The sequence below is a fragment of the Pseudorhodoferax soli genome (assembly GCF_003337555.1).
Classification (GTDB): Bacteria; Pseudomonadota; Gammaproteobacteria; order Burkholderiales; family Burkholderiaceae_C; genus Pseudorhodoferax; species Pseudorhodoferax soli.
The window spans coordinates 1093816-1111698 of record NZ_QPJK01000001.1; the positions used below are offsets into that span (position 1 = coordinate 1093816).

Annotated in this window: 17 protein-coding genes; 4 read left to right on the forward strand and 13 right to left on the reverse strand. The window is 70.2% G+C overall.

Translation table 11 applies throughout. The features are described from left to right. Window positions 1-19: 19 nt before the first annotated feature. A complete protein-coding gene (locus DES41_RS05035; RefSeq protein WP_147282795.1) occupies window positions 20-1051 on the reverse strand; it encodes a LacI family DNA-binding transcriptional regulator in 1032 nt (343 codons plus the stop codon). A 177-nt stretch (window positions 1052-1228) separates the two neighbouring features. Here DES41_RS05035 and DES41_RS05040 point away from each other — a divergent pair, with 177 nt between their 5' ends. Beyond that, window positions 1229-2782, forward strand: a complete 1554-nt coding sequence (locus tag DES41_RS05040) for a long-chain-fatty-acid--CoA ligase (RefSeq protein WP_114466479.1) — start codon at window positions 1229-1231, stop codon at window positions 2780-2782. A 55-nt stretch (window positions 2783-2837) separates the two neighbouring features. On the opposite strand, the gene DES41_RS05045 is transcribed toward DES41_RS05040, so the two are convergent. Then, entirely contained in the window at window positions 2838-4211 is a 1374-nt protein-coding gene (locus DES41_RS05045; RefSeq protein ID WP_114466480.1) for an MATE family efflux transporter, read from the reverse strand. Between the two features lie 223 nt (window positions 4212-4434). On the opposite strand from DES41_RS05045, the gene DES41_RS37685 reads away from it, so the two are divergent. Beyond that, the gene (locus DES41_RS37685) at window positions 4435-5451 is read left to right on the forward strand and encodes an NADPH:quinone oxidoreductase family protein (protein WP_170168094.1); all 1017 of its coding nucleotides are present in this window, start codon (window positions 4435-4437) and stop codon (window positions 5449-5451) included. Between the two features lie 113 nt (window positions 5452-5564). On the opposite strand, the gene mnmH is transcribed toward DES41_RS37685, so the two are convergent. Continuing rightward, window positions 5565-6668, reverse strand: a complete 1104-nt coding sequence (mnmH, locus tag DES41_RS05055; protein WP_114466839.1) for a tRNA 2-selenouridine(34) synthase MnmH — start codon at window positions 6666-6668, stop codon at window positions 5565-5567. Window positions 6669-6807: 139 nt separating this feature from the next. Here mnmH and DES41_RS05060 point away from each other — a divergent pair, with 139 nt between their 5' ends. Continuing rightward, on the forward strand, window positions 6808-8133 hold the full coding sequence (locus DES41_RS05060; protein WP_114466482.1) for a C4-dicarboxylate transporter DctA: 1326 nt from the start codon (window positions 6808-6810) through the stop codon (window positions 8131-8133). Between the two features lie 61 nt (window positions 8134-8194). Beyond that, entirely contained in the window at window positions 8195-8884 is a 690-nt protein-coding gene (locus DES41_RS05065) for a GntR family transcriptional regulator (protein ID WP_114466484.1), read from the forward strand. A 16-nt stretch (window positions 8885-8900) separates the two neighbouring features. On the opposite strand, the gene DES41_RS05070 is transcribed toward DES41_RS05065, so the two are convergent. From DES41_RS05070 to DES41_RS05115, 10 genes are read right to left on the reverse strand one after another with little or no spacing between them, the layout of a single operon-like run. Further along, window positions 8901-9446 (reverse strand): DUF4256 domain-containing protein, encoded by a 546-nt coding sequence (locus tag DES41_RS05070; protein ID WP_114466485.1) that lies wholly within the window; start codon window positions 9444-9446, stop codon window positions 8901-8903. Further along, a complete protein-coding gene (locus tag DES41_RS05075; RefSeq protein ID WP_114466486.1) occupies window positions 9443-10348 on the reverse strand; it encodes a PaaI family thioesterase in 906 nt (301 codons plus the stop codon). Before DES41_RS05075 ends, DES41_RS05070 begins: the two co-directional genes overlap by 4 nt. Window positions 10349-10404: 56 nt before the next feature. After that, window positions 10405-10878 (reverse strand): DUF2127 domain-containing protein, encoded by a 474-nt coding sequence (locus DES41_RS05080; protein ID WP_114466487.1) that lies wholly within the window; start codon window positions 10876-10878, stop codon window positions 10405-10407. Further along, complete coding sequence (locus DES41_RS05085; protein WP_114466840.1) at window positions 10872-12125, reverse strand: cyclic di-GMP phosphodiesterase; 1254 nt, start codon at window positions 12123-12125, stop codon at window positions 10872-10874. The genes DES41_RS05080 and DES41_RS05085 overlap by 7 nt, the downstream gene beginning before the upstream one ends. A gap of 46 nt (window positions 12126-12171) precedes the next feature. Further along, entirely contained in the window at window positions 12172-12972 is an 801-nt protein-coding gene (locus DES41_RS05090) for an enoyl-CoA hydratase-related protein (protein ID WP_114466489.1), read from the reverse strand. An 8-nt stretch (window positions 12973-12980) separates the two neighbouring features. Continuing rightward, window positions 12981-14195 (reverse strand): ABC transporter substrate-binding protein, encoded by a 1215-nt coding sequence (locus DES41_RS05095; protein WP_211332895.1) that lies wholly within the window; start codon window positions 14193-14195, stop codon window positions 12981-12983. Between the two features lie 36 nt (window positions 14196-14231). After that, window positions 14232-15509, reverse strand: coding sequence for an acyl-CoA dehydrogenase family protein (locus tag DES41_RS05100; protein WP_114466490.1), 1278 nt, complete (start codon window positions 15507-15509; stop codon window positions 14232-14234). Then, window positions 15506-15868: a DUF6285 domain-containing protein gene (locus tag DES41_RS05105; RefSeq protein WP_114466491.1), complete on the reverse strand. Its 363-nt coding sequence runs from the start codon at window positions 15866-15868 to the stop codon at window positions 15506-15508. The genes DES41_RS05100 and DES41_RS05105 overlap by 4 nt, the downstream gene beginning before the upstream one ends. Continuing rightward, a complete protein-coding gene (locus DES41_RS05110; protein WP_245965569.1) occupies window positions 15868-16863 on the reverse strand; it encodes a phosphotransferase family protein in 996 nt (331 codons plus the stop codon). The genes DES41_RS05105 and DES41_RS05110 overlap by 1 nt, the downstream gene beginning before the upstream one ends. Continuing rightward, window positions 16853-17878 carry a branched-chain amino acid ABC transporter permease gene (locus DES41_RS05115; RefSeq protein WP_114466492.1) on the reverse strand — a complete coding sequence of 342 codons (1026 nt, stop codon included), beginning with the start codon at window positions 17876-17878 and terminating at the stop codon, window positions 16853-16855. The genes DES41_RS05110 and DES41_RS05115 overlap by 11 nt, the downstream gene beginning before the upstream one ends. Window positions 17879-17883: the final 5 nt, after the last annotated feature.

The following is a 17883-nucleotide window of genomic DNA, read 5'->3' on the forward strand; positions in this document are numbered from 1 at the left end:
GCCTGCGCGGCGCCGCGGTTCAGGCGGCGCTGCGCACTGGACCGGTCGAGCCCCGCACCACCAGTTCGGAGGGCAACACCACGTCCTCGACCGGCTTGCCGCTGTCGAGCACGCCGAACAGCGCCTCGGCCGCCAGCTCGCCCATGCGGTCGGCCGCCGTGCTGATGGTGGTCAGCGGCGGATCGGACAGCGGCGCGAAGTCGTCGTTGTCAAAGCCCGTGATCGAGATGTCCTGCGGCACCCGCAGGCCCATGCGACGCGCCTCGCCCATCACGGCCAGGCCATAGGCGTCGCTGTTGCAGACCACGGCCGTGACCTCGGGATGGCTCTCGCGCATCGCGCGAAAACTGCGGATCGCGTAGTCGAGCGAGTAGCCCTGCGTGTCTTCGTAGATGCGCGGCTCGCCGGGAACGCCGGCGCGCTCCAGCGCATCGCGGAACGCACGCTGGCGCGCCTGCTGGCGGTCGTTGCCCTTCACCGGCCCCGAGAACATCGCGAACGCGCGGTGCCCGAGCCCCAGCAGGTGCTGCATCACCTTCTCGGTGGCCACGTAGTTGTCGTAGCCGATCGACGGAAACGGCGTGTGCGTGAGCGCCGAGTAGGTGCACACGGTGGGCACGTGCTTGTCGATCAGGTAGGACATCAGCTTGGCATCGTCGATGCGGCCGACCACCACCAGGCCCTCGACCCCCCGGTCCACCAGCTGGCGCACCGGCTCGAACACGCGCGAGTTGTCGAAGCCCACCGTCAGCAGCACCGACAGGTAGCCGTGGCCGCTCATGCGCCGCTGGAAGCTCGACACCATGCGCGCGTACAGGCCGTAGTCCATGGTCGGGAACACCGCCCCCACCATGCCGCTGCGCTGCAACCGCAGCGCCTTGGCCGCGGGGTTCGGTGTGTAGCCCAGCCGGCGGGCCACATCGAGCACATGGTCGCGGGCCTCGTCGCGCACCGTGTGCGGCAGGTTGAAGGCACGCGACACGGTGGCGACCGACACACCGGCCGCCCTGGCCACGTCCATGACGCGCGGACGGCGCGGTTTGCTCTCCAAGACAGTTTCTCCCGCGGCGGTTGATGAATCGAGGCCGATTATGTAATCAATTACATGGCGTCAGACCGGTGGGGAAGCGGCTCGATTACGTCGGTTTCGACGATGCCGGGCCGCTGACGCCTTCGCATACTTCGCGCCACAGCGGCAGGGCCGCGAAGACACAACGGAGACCGCGCCATGGAACTGACCCAGTCCCTGCACAAAGCCCTGCAGGAACGCCCCCACGCCGAAGTGCTCGTCTGTGGCAGCCGCCGCAGCAGCTTCGCGCAATTCGCGGACCGCGTCGCGCGGTTGGCCGCCGTGCTGCGCACGCTGGGCCTGGCACCCGGCGACCGCGTGGGCCTGCTCGCCCTCAACTCCGACCGCTACGTCGAATACCTCTACGCCACCTGGTGGGCCGGCGGCGTCATCAACCCCGTCAACATCCGCTGGAGCCCGCGCGAGGTCGCCTACTCCCTGGACGACTGCGACACCCGCATCCTGATCGCCGACGGGCACTTCAGCGCGGTGGCGGCCGAGCAGCGCCAGCTCTCGCGCAGCCTCAAGACGCTGGTGCATTTCGGCGACGGCCCCGCGCCCGAGGGCTTCCTGGACGCCGAGGCACTGATGGCCGCCGCCACGCCCATCGCCGACGCGCGCCGCGGTGGCGCCGACCTGGCCGCCGTGATGTACACCGGCGGCACCACCGGCCTGCCCAAGGGCGTGATGCTGTCGCACACCAACCTCTATGCGGGCCAGCTGTCAGCCAACATGGCTGCGGCCCGACCGGACGAGGCCGTGGGCCTGAACATGGCGCCGATGTTCCACGTCGGCGGCGCCGGCCTCACGCTGCAGCTCATGATGCGGCTGGCCAAGCAGGTGATCATCCCGGCCTTCGACGAGCTGGCCGTGCTGCAGGCGCTGCAGGCCGAGCGCTGCAGCGAGACCTTCATGGTGCCGACCATGCTCAAGCGGCTCATCGAGCACCCGCGCTTCGCCGAGTTCGACACCAGCAGCCTGCGTTTGGTGCTCTACGGCGCCGCGCCCATCGACGATGCGCTGCTGCTGCAGGCGCTCGACAAGTTGCCGCGCGCGCAGTTCTGCCAGCTTTACGGCATGACCGAACTCTCGCCCGTCATCACGGCGCTGCCGGCCTGGTGCCATGCGCCCGACCAGCCAGCCGCACGCCGCCGTTCGGCCGGCCGGCCCGTGCCGATCGCCGAGGTGCGCATCGTCGACCGCACCGGCCGGGCCGTGCCCAACGGCACCGTGGGCGAGATCGCCGCGCGCGGCCCCATGGTCATGCAGGGCTACTGGAACAAGCCCGAGCAGACAGCCGAGGTGCTGCGCGATGGCTGGATGCACACGGGCGATGGCGGCGTGATGGACGCCGACGGCTTCGTCTACGTGGTCGACCGGCTCAAGGACATGGTGGTCACGGGCGGCGAGAACGTCTATTCGGCGGAAGTGGAGAACGCCATCGCCCAGCTGCCGCAGGTCTCGATGTGCGCCGTGATCGGCGTGCCCGATGAGAAGTGGGGCGAGCGCGTGCACGCGGTGGTGGTGCTGCGCGCAGGCCAGGCGCTCGATGCCGAGGCCCTGATCGCGCACTGCAAGACGCTGATCGCAGGCTACAAGTGCCCGCGCAGCGTGGAATTCGTCGATGCGATTCCGATGTCGCCCGCCGGCAAGCTGCTCAAGTACAAGCTGCGTGAGCAGCACTGGGCGGGGCGCGACCGCAAGGTGGCGTGAGAGGGGCGCGCCCTCGGCGTGTCGCCGCCTCACCGGCACGGCTGACGGCCCACGCTCAAGCCGGCGCCATCCGCAGCGGCGGCTCCCAAGGCGTGTAGCGCACCAGCAGGATCGACGCGGTGCCATAAGCTGCCATGCCCACCGCCACCAGCGCGAAGATGGCCCAGACCGGCGCCTGCGCGGCCACCAGCGCCGCGCCGCCCGCCCCCACCAGCAGCAGCCGCAGCGTGCCGGCCAGCACCTGGCCGCCGACCCGGTTGGCCGCGATCGCCGACGAATACAGGCTGAGGCCGGCGCCGTACAGCGCGTAGAACGGCCCGGCCCAATGGAAGTAGGTGTCAGCCGCGGCCAGCACGGCCGGATCGTGCGTGAAACGGTCGGTCCACAGGTCGGGCGCCACCGCCAGCACCAGGCCGGCCGCGCCCAGCAGCAGGCCGGCCATCGCCGCGGCCGTCCAGCCCACACGCCGGGCCCGGGCCACCTGGCCGGCACCGATGGCCATGCCGATCAGCGGCACGGAAGCGGCACCGAAGCTGAAGGCCAGCGGCACCAGCAGGAATTCCAGCCGCATGCCGATGCCGTAGCCGGCCAGCGCCTGCGGGCCGCTGCGCGCCACCAGCCAGGTGAGGACCATCATCGTGCCGATGGTCTGCACTGGCGAGGCGCAGGCCTTCGCACCCAGCTGCAGCAGGTCGCGCGCCAGCGCCGGCTGCCAGGTGGCACCGCGCAACCGCAGGCGAATGCGCGCCTTGCCGCTGTGCAGGTACCAGCCCAGCACCACCGTGCCGCCGGCATAGGCCAGCACCTGGCCCAGCGCGATGCCCTGCATGCCCATCCGCGGGACCGGGCCGGCGCCCAGGCCGAACACGCCGGCCAGCGCGACCTGCGCCAGGCCCACGGCGATGAGGACGGCCGACGGCACCAGCATGTTGCCGGTGGCCCGCAGCACCGCCGACATGGTGTTGAGCAGCCACACGCCGACGGAGCCGAGAAACGCCACGTGGGCGTAAGCCACAGCCTGCGCCAGCGGCGCGTCGCGGCCACCCAGCAGGCCGAACACCGCGTCCGACAGCACCAGCATCAGCACCGTGGTGGCCAGCCCTGCCACCACCGCGATGCCCAGGGCATGCACCACCAAGGCCTCGGCCCGCGCCGTCTCGCCGGCGCCCAGGGCCCGCGACACCAGCGACGCGACGGCACCGCCCATCGCGCCGCCGGAAAACATCTGCTGCAGCATCAGCAGCGGGAACACCAGCGCCATGCCGGCCAGCGCGGCCACCCCCAGCTGGCCCACGTACGCCGTCTCGCCGATCGCGGCCACCGCACTGCCCATCATGGCCACCATGTTGGGCACCGCCAGGCGCCACAGCGTGGGCAGCACCGGAGCCCGGAGCAGGAGGTGGGCGGATGGAGCGGGGGCTGGGGGCATGCACCAGTATGGCGCGCGCGGGCGCGCTGGTTGTCGCGGAGGCGGCAGGCCGGGGTTGCCTGGTTTTTGGCCTGGATCAGTGGCCGTTTTTCTTTCTGATCCAGCGGCTGCGTTGGATTCACAGCAGCCCGAGCGCCTGTTCCCCGATGGGCCGGGCTCCGCGTTGCGCTTTCGTCGCAATGGACGAAGCACTGCCGCGCCACCGGGCACTAAGCTGCAGTCCATGTCGACCTATCTCGCCCTCGTTTGCGACAGGCTCTCCGACGACCTGTCGGGCCTGCAGTTGCGCGCGTTGACGCGCCGTGCACTGGCACCGTCCGAGGTGCGGGTGCGCATTCACGGCGCAGGCCTGAACTTCCCCGATCTGCTGATGACACGTGGCGGCTACCAGTTCAAGCCGGAACTGCCGTTCGTGCCCGGCATGGAGGGCAGCGGCACGGTGCTCGAGTGCGGTTCGCAGGTATCGGGTTGGCGGCCAGGCGACGAGGTCTGCTTCAACGAGAAGACGGGTGCCCTGGCGCAGGAGATCGTGTTGCCCGCCACGGCGCTGCGGCAACGGCCGGAACGGCTGAACCTCGACGAGGCTGCCTGCCACCACGTCACCGGCCTGACGGCCGTGGTCGCACTGGAGGTGATCGGCAAGCTGCAGCCGTCCGAACGCCTGCTGGTGCACGGGGCCCGGGGCGGTGTCGGCCACGCCTGCGCGAGGCTCGGCCAGCATCTGGGGGCTGACGTGGTCGCCACGGCCACCGATCCGCAGCAGATCGCGGCGCTGGCGGCCCTGGGCATCCACACGGTGAGCGCCGGGCCCGGCTTTCGGGACGCCGTTCTGCAGCACACCGACGGTCGCGGAGCCGACGTCGTCGTCGATCCGGTCGGTGGCGATGTCTTCGACGAATCCATGCGGGCAGTGGCCTGGGGCGGCCGGCTGCTGGTGCTGGGCTTCGCCAGCGGCCGCATCGCGACGCTGGCCACCAACCGGGCCCTGATCAAGGGTCTGGCCATCTTCGGTGTGCGCGCCGGAGAGTACCTGCGCCGCCATCCGGCGCAGCGCGCGCAGGTGTTCGCGCGCGTGGAGGCCTTGGCCAACCAGGGCGTGCTGCGGCCGCTGATCGGCCGCACCTACGCGCTTGGCGAGGCCGTGCACGCGCTGCGTGCGCTGGAAGGCCGAGGCGTGCCCGGGAAAATCCTGGTCCGCACCGCCGACGCATCGCCCGGTGCGGCTGGTCGTCGGTTCTGACGCTGCGCGGCGCAGTCTCGCAGTACCTGCTCGACCCCGAGGGCGTGGACCTGGACGCCGTGGCCGACACCTTGGTGGCGCTGCTGCGCCGGGGCGTGCGGCAGACCTGATGCTCAACGGGCGGCGAGCCGCTCGCGCAGGTAATCCAGCACCGCCGCGCGGTCGCCCTCGAAGACCACGCGGGCGGCCCGGCTCTGGCGCTGGTAGGCGTACATGGGGTCGTAGTACTCACGCATCAGCACCGCGATCCAGTCGCGGTGGCCGTCCACGCGGCCGGTGTCGCGCTGCGCGGCCAGGGCCTCCCGCATGACGCCCTGCAGCAGCTGGTACTGCGCGCCGCCGAGCCGCTTGGCCAGCCTGGCCAGGCTCTCCAGCAGCCGGGCCTCGAAGCGCTCGGCGCCCTGCTCCGCGCCGTGCACGGCCACGAAATCGGCCGCCTGCTGGACCACGTAGTCCTGCAGGATGCGGTCCACGCGGGCCTCGAAGCTGTCGGTGAGGCACACCAGCGGCACCTGCTCCAGGCGCAGCCGCAGTTCCAGCGGCACCGAGCAGGTGCCCACATGCCGGCCCTCGTCCTCCACCACGAAGCGGTGCTGCCCGCCGGCCCGCTGGCGCAGGATGTCGACGGCGAGACGGTTCTCGAAGTCGATCTGTGCCGGCTGTGCCGTGGCGCGCGCGCCGAAGCTGGAGCCGCGGTGGTTGGCATGGCCTTCCAGGTCGAGGCCGCCGGCCAGCGCCGCCAGCACCTCGGTCTTGCCTGTGCCGGTCAGGCCGCTCAGCACATGGAACGCGCACTGCGCCGCGGCCTCCTGCGTGGTCTGCAGCAGGAAACCGCGCATGGCCTTGTAGCCGCCTTCCACGCGCGGGTAGGCGATGCCGGCTTCGCCCTGCAGCCACTGCTGCACGATCTGCGAGCGCAGGCCGCCGCGAAAGCAGTACAGCACCCCGTCGGGATGGGCCTGGGCGAACGCGGCCCAGGCCGCGATGCGCGCGCGCTTGGTGGCGCCCGACACCAGCGTGTGGCCCAGCGCGATGGCGGCCTGCTGGCCTTGCTGCTTGTAGCAGGTGCCGACCTGCTGGCGCTCGCCATCGTCCATCAGCGGGCGGTTGACCACCCCGGGGAAGGCGCCCTGCGCGAATTCGACGGGGGCCCGCACATCCATCATGGGCACGGCGTTCAGAAACAGGGAGCGGTAGTCGGCAAGCGTCTCGGGCATCGGCGCATTCTCGCGCCGCGCCGCAACCGCCTGGACTGGCACCCGCTCTCATGGATAACCCGGTGTCGCTTGCCTGCGCATCTTGTCTATATTTCTTGCATGCAAGATTAACCCTGTCTTGCATCCAACAGGAGCTGCCATGCGCTTTTTCCGTTCCCTCTTCGGCCAGGTCGTGATCGCGCTCGTGGTCGGCACCACGCTCGGCCTGGCCCATCCCGAGTTCGCCGTCCAGCTCAAGCCGCTGGGCGATGCGTTCATCAAGCTGATCAAGATGATCATCCCGGTGCTGGTGTTCTGCGTCGTGGTGCACGGCATCGCCGGCGCGGGCGACTTGAAGCGCGTGGGGCGTGTCGGCGTCAAGGCGCTGATCTATTTCGAGGTGCTGACCACGCTGGCCCTGGTGCTCGGGCTGGTGCTGGGTTACTGGTTCGAGCCCGGTGTGGGCATGAACGTGGACCCCAAGGCGCTGGACCCGGCCGCCATGGCCGCCTATGCGAGCAACGCCGACAAGCTGACCAGCGGCGGCACGGTGGACTTCCTCATGAAGCTCATTCCCACCACCGTGGTCAACGCCTTCGCCACCGGCGACGTGCTGCAGGTGCTGCTGTTCGCGGTGCTGTTCGGCTGCGCCCTGGCGCTGCTGGGCGACGTGGGCAAGCCGGTGGCGCAGTTGGTCGACACGCTGTCGCTGGTGCTGTTCAAGATCATGGGCATCCTGATCAGGCTGGCGCCGCTCGGCGTGCTGGGTGCCATCGCATTCACGGTCGGCAAGTACGGCGTGGGCTCGCTCAAGCAGCTCGGCATGCTGGTGGGACTCTTCTACGTGGCTGTGCTCATCTTCGTGTTCGGCGTGCTGGGCCTGGTGATGCGCATCTCGGGCTTCAGCCTGTGGAAGCTGCTGCGCTACCTGCGCGAGGAACTGGCCGTGGTGTTCGCCACCACCTCCTCGGACAGCGTGTTGCCGCAGATCATGGCCAAGCTGCGCCGCATGGGCATCCGCGACTCCACGGTGGGCCTGGTGATCCCCACGGGCTACTCGTTCAACCTCGATGCGTTCTCGATCTACATCACGCTGGCCGCGGTCTTCATCGCCCAGGCCACCAACACGCCGGTCAGCCTGACCGACCTGCTGGCCATCCTGGCCGTGGCGCTGGTCACCTCCAAGGGCGCGCACGGCGTGCCGGGCTCGGCCATCGTGGTGCTGGCCGCCACGCTGCACGCGATCCCGGCGATCCCGGCCATCGGCCTGGTGCTGGTGCTGTCGGTGGACTGGTTCATGGGCATCGCACGCGCACTGGGCAACCTGGTCGGCAACTGCGTGGCCACCGTGGCCGTGGCGGCCTGGGAGGGCGACATCGACCGGGCCCGAGCGCATGCGGTGCTGAACGGCGAGCCGGTCGAGGACGACGTGGTGGCACAGCCCGACACGGCGCCGGCCTACCCAGGACGCGCTGCTGCACACTAGCGCGATGCCTGCCGCCCGCCCGACCCGCCCTGCTCCCCGCGCCCTGCGCAGTCCCCACGACATGGCGCAGGCCGAAGTCAGCCCGACCGTGATCGCCGGGCGCGTGGTCCAGTCCATCCTCGCGCAAAAGCTCGCCCCGGGCGAGCGGCTCGGCGAGCAACAGCTGGCCGACCTGTTCGGGGTGAGCCGCACCATGGTGCGCGAGGCGCTCATGCAGCTGCAGGCGCGCGGCTTCGTCGAGGTGCAGCCCAAGCGCGGCTGGTATGTGGTGCAGCCCTCGGCCGAGGAGGCGCGCGACGCCTTCGCGGCGCGGCGCATCGTCGAGTCCGGCATCCTCAACACCGAAGGCCGGCCGCTGGCCCAGACCATCCGCGCGCTGCGCCAGCACATCGCCCAGGAACAGCAGGCCATCGAGGGGGCGGACGCCGCCACGCGTGCCTTCCTGCTGGCCGACTTCCACGTCTGCCTGGCGCAGGAGATGGGCCACCGGCTGCTGTCGGACGTGCTGCGCGACCTGACGGCGCGCACCACGCTGGCCGCCACGCTCTACCAGTCGCGCCACGACGCCGGCCAGTCCTGCGCCGAGCACGCCGCCATCGTGGCGGCCATGGAACGCGGCGACATGGGCGAGGCGCGCCAGCGCATGCTGGCGCACATCGGCAACGTCGAAGAGGCCCTGCAGACCGAGCAGGCCGATGTCTCACAGGCCGACCGGCTGCGCGCCACGCTGTCGCCCCTGGCCCTGCCCTGAGGCGCCGCGCGCGCCTCTACACCTGGAGCAGGCCGCGAAAGCCCCGCGCCGCGTAGTACGACTGCGCGCCGTTGTGGTAGACGAAGACCTGGCCGTAGCGCCGGTCGCAGAACAGCGCGCCGCCGAGCGCGCGGATCGCGGCGGGCGTCTGGATCCAGCTGGAGGTCTTGAGGTCGAACTCCCCGAGCTGCTGCAGCGCGCGGTACTGGGCCTCGGTCAGCAGGGCGATGCCCATGGCCTCGGCCACATCCTCGGCGCAGCCCTGCGGCTTGTTCTCCTTGCGCGCATCGAGTGCGGTGCGGTCGAAGCACAGGCTGCGGCGCCCGGCAGGGCTCTCGGCGGCGCAGTCGCAGAAGCTGTAGCGGCCGCTCTCCGCATCCAGGCCGATGACATCGGGTTCGCCGCCCGTGGCTTCCATCGCGTGCAGCGCGTCGAGCGCGGCCGCGTTGGCATCGAGCCGTGTCTGCACATCGGCCCAGGCCAGGCCCGCATGCCGCTGCATGTGGGCTTCGAACCGCGTTCGCAGTGTGCGCAGCAGCTGCGCCTTGTCCTCGGCTTTCATGGGTTGGTCTCCGTCAGCAGGAAATTGCCCCGCGCCACGGTGATCGGCTGCTCCGGCCCCTTGCTCTGCCAGCAGCGCACCTGCACCAGGGCCACGCGGGCGCCCAGGCGCACGATCTCGCACGAGGCATAGGTGTCCTCGGGCCGGCCGCTGCGCAGGTAGTCGATCGAGAAGTCGATGCACTTGGGAAACTTGGCGCCGCCGATGGCCTCGATCAGGTGCAGCGTGGCGGCGCTCTCCGCGAAGCCGGCCACCACGCCGCCGTGCAGCGCGGGCAGCTGCGGGTTGCCGATCAGCTTGGACTGGAACGGCAGCCGGTAGACCGGTGCGCCGCCGGCCTCGGCCAGGCGGATGCCCAGGTAGTCGGCATAGGGGATCTCCACCCCGGCCAGCACGGGCGCGTCGCCGGTGGGCGGCGTCCAGGGCGCAGCAGCGGGGGCGGCGGGGCCGGCAGGCATGGCCTGGCGCCGCGCCGGCGTGGCCAGCATGAACGCGGCCTGCACGTTGGCCACGGGCTGCTCCGGGTCGGCCTGCCAGACCGCGCCACGCACGAAGGCCACGTTGGGCGTCATCCGGTAGCAGTGCGTCTCGCAGTGCAGGTCCTGGCCCGGGCCGGCGCGGCGCAGGTAGTCCATGCGCAGGTCCAGCGTGGCGATGGGCTGGCGTTCGCTCAGCGACGTGCCCACGGCCAGTCCGCAGCACGAGTCGGCCAGCACGATCAGCGGGCCGGGATGCAGCAGGCCGCGCGCCGGATCGCCGAGCCAGTCCGGCCGGTCCGGCAGGCGCATGGCGGCCCGGCCGACGCTGGCGGACGTGATCTGCAGGCCGATGTCGGCCATCTGGGGCGTGTGCGCAACGAAGCGGCGCTGCAGGGTTTCGATGGGAACGGACAGGGCTTGCATCGCGGCAAGTATGCCGCCCGGCGACGCGGCGGCGGCCGCCCGGGTGTCCCGTCGGTTCAGGAGCGCCAGCGGGGCCGCGCGCCGCGCTGGCGCAGCGCGCGCAGCATCAGCACCACGATGCCGGCGTTGAGCAGCAGCAGCGAGGCGCTGAGCCAACCCGGCCGGTGCAGCAGTTCCGCCACTTCGAGCGGCAGGTAGACGGCGCCGCTGGCCGCCGCCAGCCACTCGGCCCAGGCCCGGCCCTGCCACAGGCCGTAGGCCTCGGCCAGGCGCAGCAGCGCATAGGCCGCGGCGCCCAGGGCCAGCAGCCCGAGCCGCTGGTCCTGCAGGTGTTCGACGGCCTGCACGAAGATGTGCGGGTAGCGTGCGGCCGGGTTCAGGTGCAGGTGTTCCAGCAGCCGCAGCGCCATGGCCTGCAGGTCGCGGTGCGCGAAAGCCAGCAGGCCGGATGCGCCAACGATGGCCAGCAGGCCCTTGGCGGCTTCGAACAGCGCCACGGTGCGCAACGCAGGACGGGCCGTGCTCACCATGGCTGCACGGGAAAGCCCGCCCACAGTTCGTCGAGGTCGGTGAAATGCCATTGCCGGGGATCTTCGCGCGCGACGATCTTCTCGTTCACGGTGCGCGACAGGTCCAGCACCTCGGGCACGAGGCGCAGCTGTGCCTTGGTGGAGAAGAAGATCTTGACCTTGGGCGTGGTCAGCGCGGGCGACTGCTCCACCACCACCGCGAGCCGGCCCGAACTGAGCTTCACGAGCGAGCCCACGGGGTAGATGCCGACGCTCTTGACGAAGGCCTGGAACAGCGATTTGTCGAAATGCCCGCCGCTCCACTCGGCCATGCGGCGCACCGCCTCGGCCGGGTCCCAGGCCTTCTTGTACGGGCGGTCGGAGGTGACGGCGTCGTAGACGTCGCAGATCGCCGCCATCCGGGCGATGCGGCTGATGCGCCCGTCCTTCAGCCGGTGCGGGTAGCCGGTCCCGTCCATCTTCTCGTGGTGGTGCAGGCAGGCGTCGAGCACCTCCTCGCCCACGTCCCCGCAGGCCAGCAGCATCGCGTGGCCGTGGACGGAATGGCCACGCACGATGTCGAACTCTGCATCGGTCAGCTTGCCGGGCTTGTTGAGGATGGACAGCGGCACCTTAGCCTTGCCGATGTCGTGCAGCAGCCCTGCCAGGCCGGCGTCGCGGGTCTCGTTCACGCCCAGGCCCAGTTGGGTGGCCAGCGACACCATCAGCGCGCAGACGGCGACCGAATGCATGTAGGTGTAGCTGTCGGCCGTCTTCAGGCGCGCCAGGCTGATCAGGGCACCGGGGTTGCGCAGGACCGAATCGCAGACGTCTTCCACCAGCCCGCGCGCGGCCGACGAATCGGTCAGGCGGCCCATGCGCGCCTCCTCGAACACGGTGGTGATGCACTCGCGCGCCTGGCCGCAGAGCTTGACGGCGGTGCGCAGCTCTTCTTCCATGCCGATCGGCGCGCGCCGCGGCGGCGCCAGCGTGGCTGGCTCGGGCTCGGGCTCGGGCTCGGGCTCGGGCTCTGGTTCGGGCTCCGGCTCGGGCTCCGGCGGCTGGGGCCCGGCCGCAAGCTCAGGCAGCACGCTGCGCGCGATGTCGACCCAGGCGGCCTGCACCCCGGAAGCGCGGATGCGCCCCAACTCCTCGGGAGATTCGAGCAGGAAGTTCTGACGCCAGAACGGATGGTCCATCCACGCACCGTCGAAACGATGCAGAAACATCCCCAGGGTCAGATCGGCGACGGGAACGCGCTTGAGCATGACGCTGCGCATTCTCGCCCATCCGGATTACATGTCCGGAAACTGATCAATTTCTTGGAAAGATTGGATCTCTTTTCTCGCGAAACGCCTTCACGCCTTCGGCAAAGGATGGTGCATCGAGCAGCTCGCGCTGGCGCTCGGCCTCATAGCGCATCTGCTCCACGAGCGACACGCGGCCCGCCGAGTCGTAGGCCGCCCGCACCTCCCGCGCCGCATGCGCCGGCAGCTTGGCGAGGCGTTCGGCCAGCGCCAGCGCCTGGGTGCGCAGGTCGGCGTCGTCCACGACGGACCAGATCAGCCCCCACTGCGCGGCCTGCTCGGCCGACAGCTTCTCGTTCAGCATGGTCATGCCGACCGCGCGCGCACGGCCGACGAAGCGCTCGAGGAACCAGGTCGTGCCCAGGTCGGGCACGATGCCCAGCTTGGGCATGAAGGGCAGGTAGAAGTAGGCCGAGCGCGCGGCCATCACCACGTCGGCCGCCAGCGCGATGCCCACGCCGGCACCGGCCGCCGGGCCGTTGACGGCGCTGACCACGGGCATGGGCAGCGTGCGCAGGTCCTCGATGATGCGGTTGGACAGCGACTCCATGGTCTCGTAGCTGGCCTGGCCGACGGAGGTGCCGTTGCCGGCCATGTTGCTGGACAGGTCGGCACCCACGCAGAAGGCGCGGCCCGAGCCGGTCAGCACCAGCGCGGCCACGCTGCGGTCTTCGCGCAGCGCAGCCAGGCGCGCGCGCAGTGCGTGCTGCAGCTCGCGCGCGATCGGGTTCAGGCGCTCGGGAATGTTCAGGCTGATGACGAGCACGTCGCCGTGGCGCTCTTCGAGCAAGGGGTTTTCGATGGTCATGGTTTGGCTCACTTCAAGCTGAGGACGGAACCGATGGGGTCGAGGTCGACCCCGTTGTAGCGCACAGGCTGCAGCGCGGCGAACACGTGCAGGTCCTGCGTGCTGGTGCTGATGCTCACGCCGGGCAGCAGCATCGCGATCTTGGGCTGCTTGAGGCTGCTGGCGATGCGCCGCACGTTGTCGCGCGTGAGCTCGTCGCCGCACTCGCGCAGGATGTGGGCCATGAGCTGGCCCACCACATAGCCCGAGACGCCCGAGGAGTTGTTCGGGTCCACGCCGGGCGCGTAGTTCTTGATCAGGGCCAGGTAGGCCTGCATCTCGGGGTCGGCGGCCCAGCGCTTGGCAGCGGGCTCTTTCCACGCCGACAGCGTGATGGCGCCCTTGGCCCGCTCGGGCCCGGCAGGTTCGAACGCCATCTTGACGGACGAGCCCGCAAGGTTGACGTAGCGGTCGGGCTCCCAGCCGAGTTCGGAGGCCTTGCGCAGCGCCTGTGCCACCGTGCGCGCCGTGGCGGCCAGCACCAGCACGTCGGCGCCCGCGGTCTTGAGCTGCACGACCTGCGAATCGACCGTCGGGTCGGTGACCTCGAAGCTGGCCTGCGCCACGATCTTGGCGCTCTTGCCGGCCAGGCCCTGCTGCAGGCCCTTGTAGATCTCGCGGCCCAGGTCGTCGTTCTGCATCAGGATGCCGACCTTGGCACCGGGCTTGTTGGCCAGGATGTGGGCGGCGAACACACGCCCCTCGCCCTGGTAGCTGCCCAGGAACGGCGAGGTCCACGGGAATTTCTCGCCATCGTTGAACTGGCTGGCACCGCTCTGCACGAACAGCTGCGGCACCTTCTTGGCGTTCATGTAGCGCTGGATCGCCAGGTTGGGCGCCGTGCCCAGGTTGCCGAACATGGCGAGGATCTCGTCCTGCTCCACCAGCCGGCGCGCCACCTCCACCGTCTTGGGCGGCGAGTACTGGTCGTCGTAGATCAGCAGCTTGACCTTGCGCCCGTTGATGCCGCCCTGCTCGTTGACCTGCTTGAAGTAAGCCTCGGCCACCTTGCCGACGATGGCGTAGCCCGAGACCGGGCCCGACAGCGGCATCGGCATGCCCAGCACGATTTCGGTATCGCTGGCGCCGGGGTCGTATTTCTTCTGGGCCAGGGCCAGGCCCGGCGCGGTGCCGGCCAGCAGGGCCGCGGCGGCCAGGGCGATCTGTCGTCTGTTCATCTGCATGCTTGTCTCCTCTTCTCGCTCTTCGGTGAAACGGATTCAGTGCTTGCCGGCCCCCATGTAGCCGAACAGGTGGCCCGCCACCTTGCGCATCTGGATCTCCTCCGATCCCTCGGTGATGCGGTAGCGGCGGTGGTGGCGGTAGATGTGCTCGAAGGGCTTGTGGCGCGAATAGCCCAGGCCGCCGTGCACCTGCATGGCGCGGTCGGCGGCCTCGCACACCAGCCGGTTCGCCCAGTAGTTGCACATCGACACCTTGTCCGACAGCTGCTTCTCGACCTCGGGCTTGGGCATCTGGTCCATCTGCCAGGCGGTTTTGCGGATCAACAAACGCAGCATCTCCACCTGCGTGGCCAGCTCCACCAGCGGGAACTGGATGCCCTGGTTGCGCGCCAGTTCCTCGCCGAAGGGCTTGCGTTCGCGCGCATAGCGCACGCTCTCGCGCACGCAGTAGTCGGCCGCGCCCAGGCTCGATGCCGCCTGGCGGATGCGGTTCTCGTGCACGAAGTGCTGGGCGATGGCCAGGCCGCCGTCCAGCGGGCCGAGCAATGCGTCCTCCGGCACCCAGACGTTGGTGAAGCTCACGCGCGGGTGGTCGGTCGGCATGTTGAAGGTCCAGAGGTATTCCTCCACCTTCACGCCTTCGGTCTTGGACGGCACCAGCAGTGCGCTGATGCCCTTGGCTGCGCCGTCCGCGCCGCTCGTGCGCGCGAACACCAGGCAGTGCGTGGCGATGTGCATGCCCGTGGTCCACATCTTCTCGCCGTCGATGCGAAAGCCGGCCCGGCCGCCGCGCGTCTCACGCACCGCGCGTGTCTCCATGTGCGTGGCGTCCGAGCCGTGGTTGGGCTCGGTCAGGCCGAAGGCCAGCTTGAAGCGCTCGTCCAGCATGCCCTGCGTGAGCTCCTGCTGCTGCGCCGGCGTGCCGAAGTCGCGCAGGATCAGCACGAAGGGGTTGTTGGCGACGATGGAGTGCTCGTTCTGCAGGTCGTTGTGCAGGCCCAGGCCCTTGGCCGCGAAGTGCTCGCGGATCACCGCCATCCACAGGTTGCTGCCGTCCTGGCCGCCGAACTCCTTGGGCAGCGCGAAGCGCAAATGGCCGGCACGGTCGGCACGCCGGCGCGCCTCGCCCAGCAGCGCCTCCCACTCGTGGCGCGGCAGGCCGCCGTTCTCGAAATCGGTGCGCGCCCACTCGCGCCGGTGGTCGAAGAAGCGCTGGTTGTCGTCCTGCTGCTGCAGCGGCACGATCTCGCGTTCGATGAACGCGTCGAGTTCGGCCAGGTAGGCGACAAGATCGGCTGGAAGGTCGAAGTTCATGGTTCTTCCGAGTACCCTGGTTGGTCGATGGCGAGCTTGGCGGCGGTCGTGGCCTGCAGATGTGCGAGCAGGCCCGGCGTGGCCAGGTCCATCGCGCCCGTGGCGATGCGCTCGCACAAGAGACGGTTGGCCGCCTCCAGTTCGGCCGGAACATCCGCCCCGAGCAGCGCGCGCAGTCCCTCGGCCTCGCGCGCCTGCGCGGCCGCGCCCTGCTCCACCTCGCGCTGGGCGATGGCCAGCGCATTGGCGGCCACGCGCACCTGGTAGGCCAGTGCACCCTCGGTGGCGGGCAATACGCGTTCGCGCAGGAACTGGGCCACGGCCTGCAGCAGCTCGGGCGCGTGCGGTCGGTCCTGCATCAGGCAGCCTCCTCGGCCAGCAGGGCCAGCAGGTCGGACTCGGTTTCCGAGGCGCGCCGGCCGATGGCCGCCTTCTCGAGTTCGGGTTCGGTACCGTCGATCCACGACTGCACCATGGATTCGCAGACGATGCCCCACTTCAGCGTGCCCAGCATCTCCCACCAGCGCAGCCGCGCCGCGTCGAGCCGGCCGCCGGCTTCCACGTAGCCCGCGCAGAGCGCCTCGCGCGTGCCGAAGCCGCCCACCGGCAGCGCCTTGCCGCCGCCGAAGCGCCACGAGCGCACGCAGATCCAGCCGAGGTCTTCCATCGGGTCGCCCAGGTGGGCCAGCTCCCAGTCGAGCACGCCGCGCAGGCCCTGGGCGTCGACCATCAGGTTGCCGTTGCGGAAGTCGCCGTGCACCAGCACGGGCTGCGCCACATCGGCCGGGGCGTTGCGCGCCAGCCATTGCAGCGCCAGCGCGAACACGGGGCGCACGGTGGCGTGGCTCTTGTGCAGCTTGGCCTGGAAGTCCAGCTCGGCACGCGCGCAGGCGGTGCGCAGACGCGGCAGGTGCTCGGTTGCCAGGCCGTGGATGCGCGCCATGGCGGCGCCGCACTGCTGCGCCAGCACGCGGCGGGCATCGGCCAGTGCCGGGTCGCGCACGATGCGCCGGCCCAGCGTCTCGCCTTCCAGCCGGTCCATCACGAAGCCCTGGCCCGCACCATCCTCAGGCCGCAGCACATGGCGCACCGCGGGGGCCGGCACGCCGGCTGCGCGGGCGGCTGTGATCAAGACCGCTTCGTTCTCCAGCCCCGCAGATCCATGGTTGCGCCCATGCTCGGCGGTGGCCGCGCGGCGCAGGATCAGCGGTGTACCGCCGACCGTGAAAGCCCAGGTCTGCTGGCTCGCGCCGCCCGAGAGCCGGCGCAGTTCGGCCACCGGGCCGCCGCCCGGCACCAGCCGCGGGGCCAGTGCCTGCAGGGCGTCCAGCAGCTGTTGCCGCTCATCCTGCACGGCCGAAACGCGCCTGGATCTTGCGCAACAGGCCCACCACGCCGCCCGGCATGACGAACATGAAGATGATCAGCACCACGCCGTAGACGGCCCAGGGCGCGGCCTTGGACACCTTCTCGGCGAAGGTCGGCACGAACATGATGAAGATGGCGCCGAAGATCGCGCCGTACAGCGTGCCCACGCCGCCCACCACGATGCCCACCAGCAGCGAGATCGACAGGAACAGCGTGAACGAATCAGGCGCGACGAACTGCACCGCGATGGCCGACAGCGCACCGCCCACACCCGTGAACGCGGCCGACACGCCGAAGGTCATGGCCTTGTAGTGGCTGTTGTCCACACCCATGGCTTCGGCCGCCATGGCGTGGTCGCGGATGGCGCGCATGGCCCGGCCGCTGCCGCTTTGCAGCAGGTTGTGGGCGATGACGAACATGATCACCGTGACCAACAGCGAGAACAGGTAGACCCACTGGTCTTCCGTCAACGGCAGACCGAACGGTGCGCCCGGCTTCATCAGCACGATGCCCTGCACGCCGCCCGTCCACTGCTCCAGGTGCTTGTACTTGAGCAGCTGCGGCATGGCGACGCCCAGCGCGAAGGTGGCCAGCGCGAGGTACAGGCCTTCGAGCTTGAGCGCAGGCCGGCCGAACAGGTAGCCGACGCACAGGCAGACCACGGCGGCCGACGGCACCGTGAGCCAGTACGGCATGCTGGCGTGCTCCATCAGGATGCCGGTGGTGTAGGCGCCGATGGCATAGAAGGCACCGTGGCCCAGCGAGATCTGGCCGTTGTAGCCGGTCAGGATGTTCAGGCCCAGCAGCGCGATCGCGTACGACAGCACCATGGTGGCCTGGAACAGCTGGTAGCCCTTCAGGAAGAAGGTCAGCGCGATGGCCAGCAGCACCAGCAGGCTGACCCAGGCCAGCGTGGTGCGCGACGCCGGTGGCCGGGCCGCGGCAGCGTGGGGAACGGCGGCCGATGCCACCGGCAATGCGGAAGAGACTTGCGTGTTCATGGCGT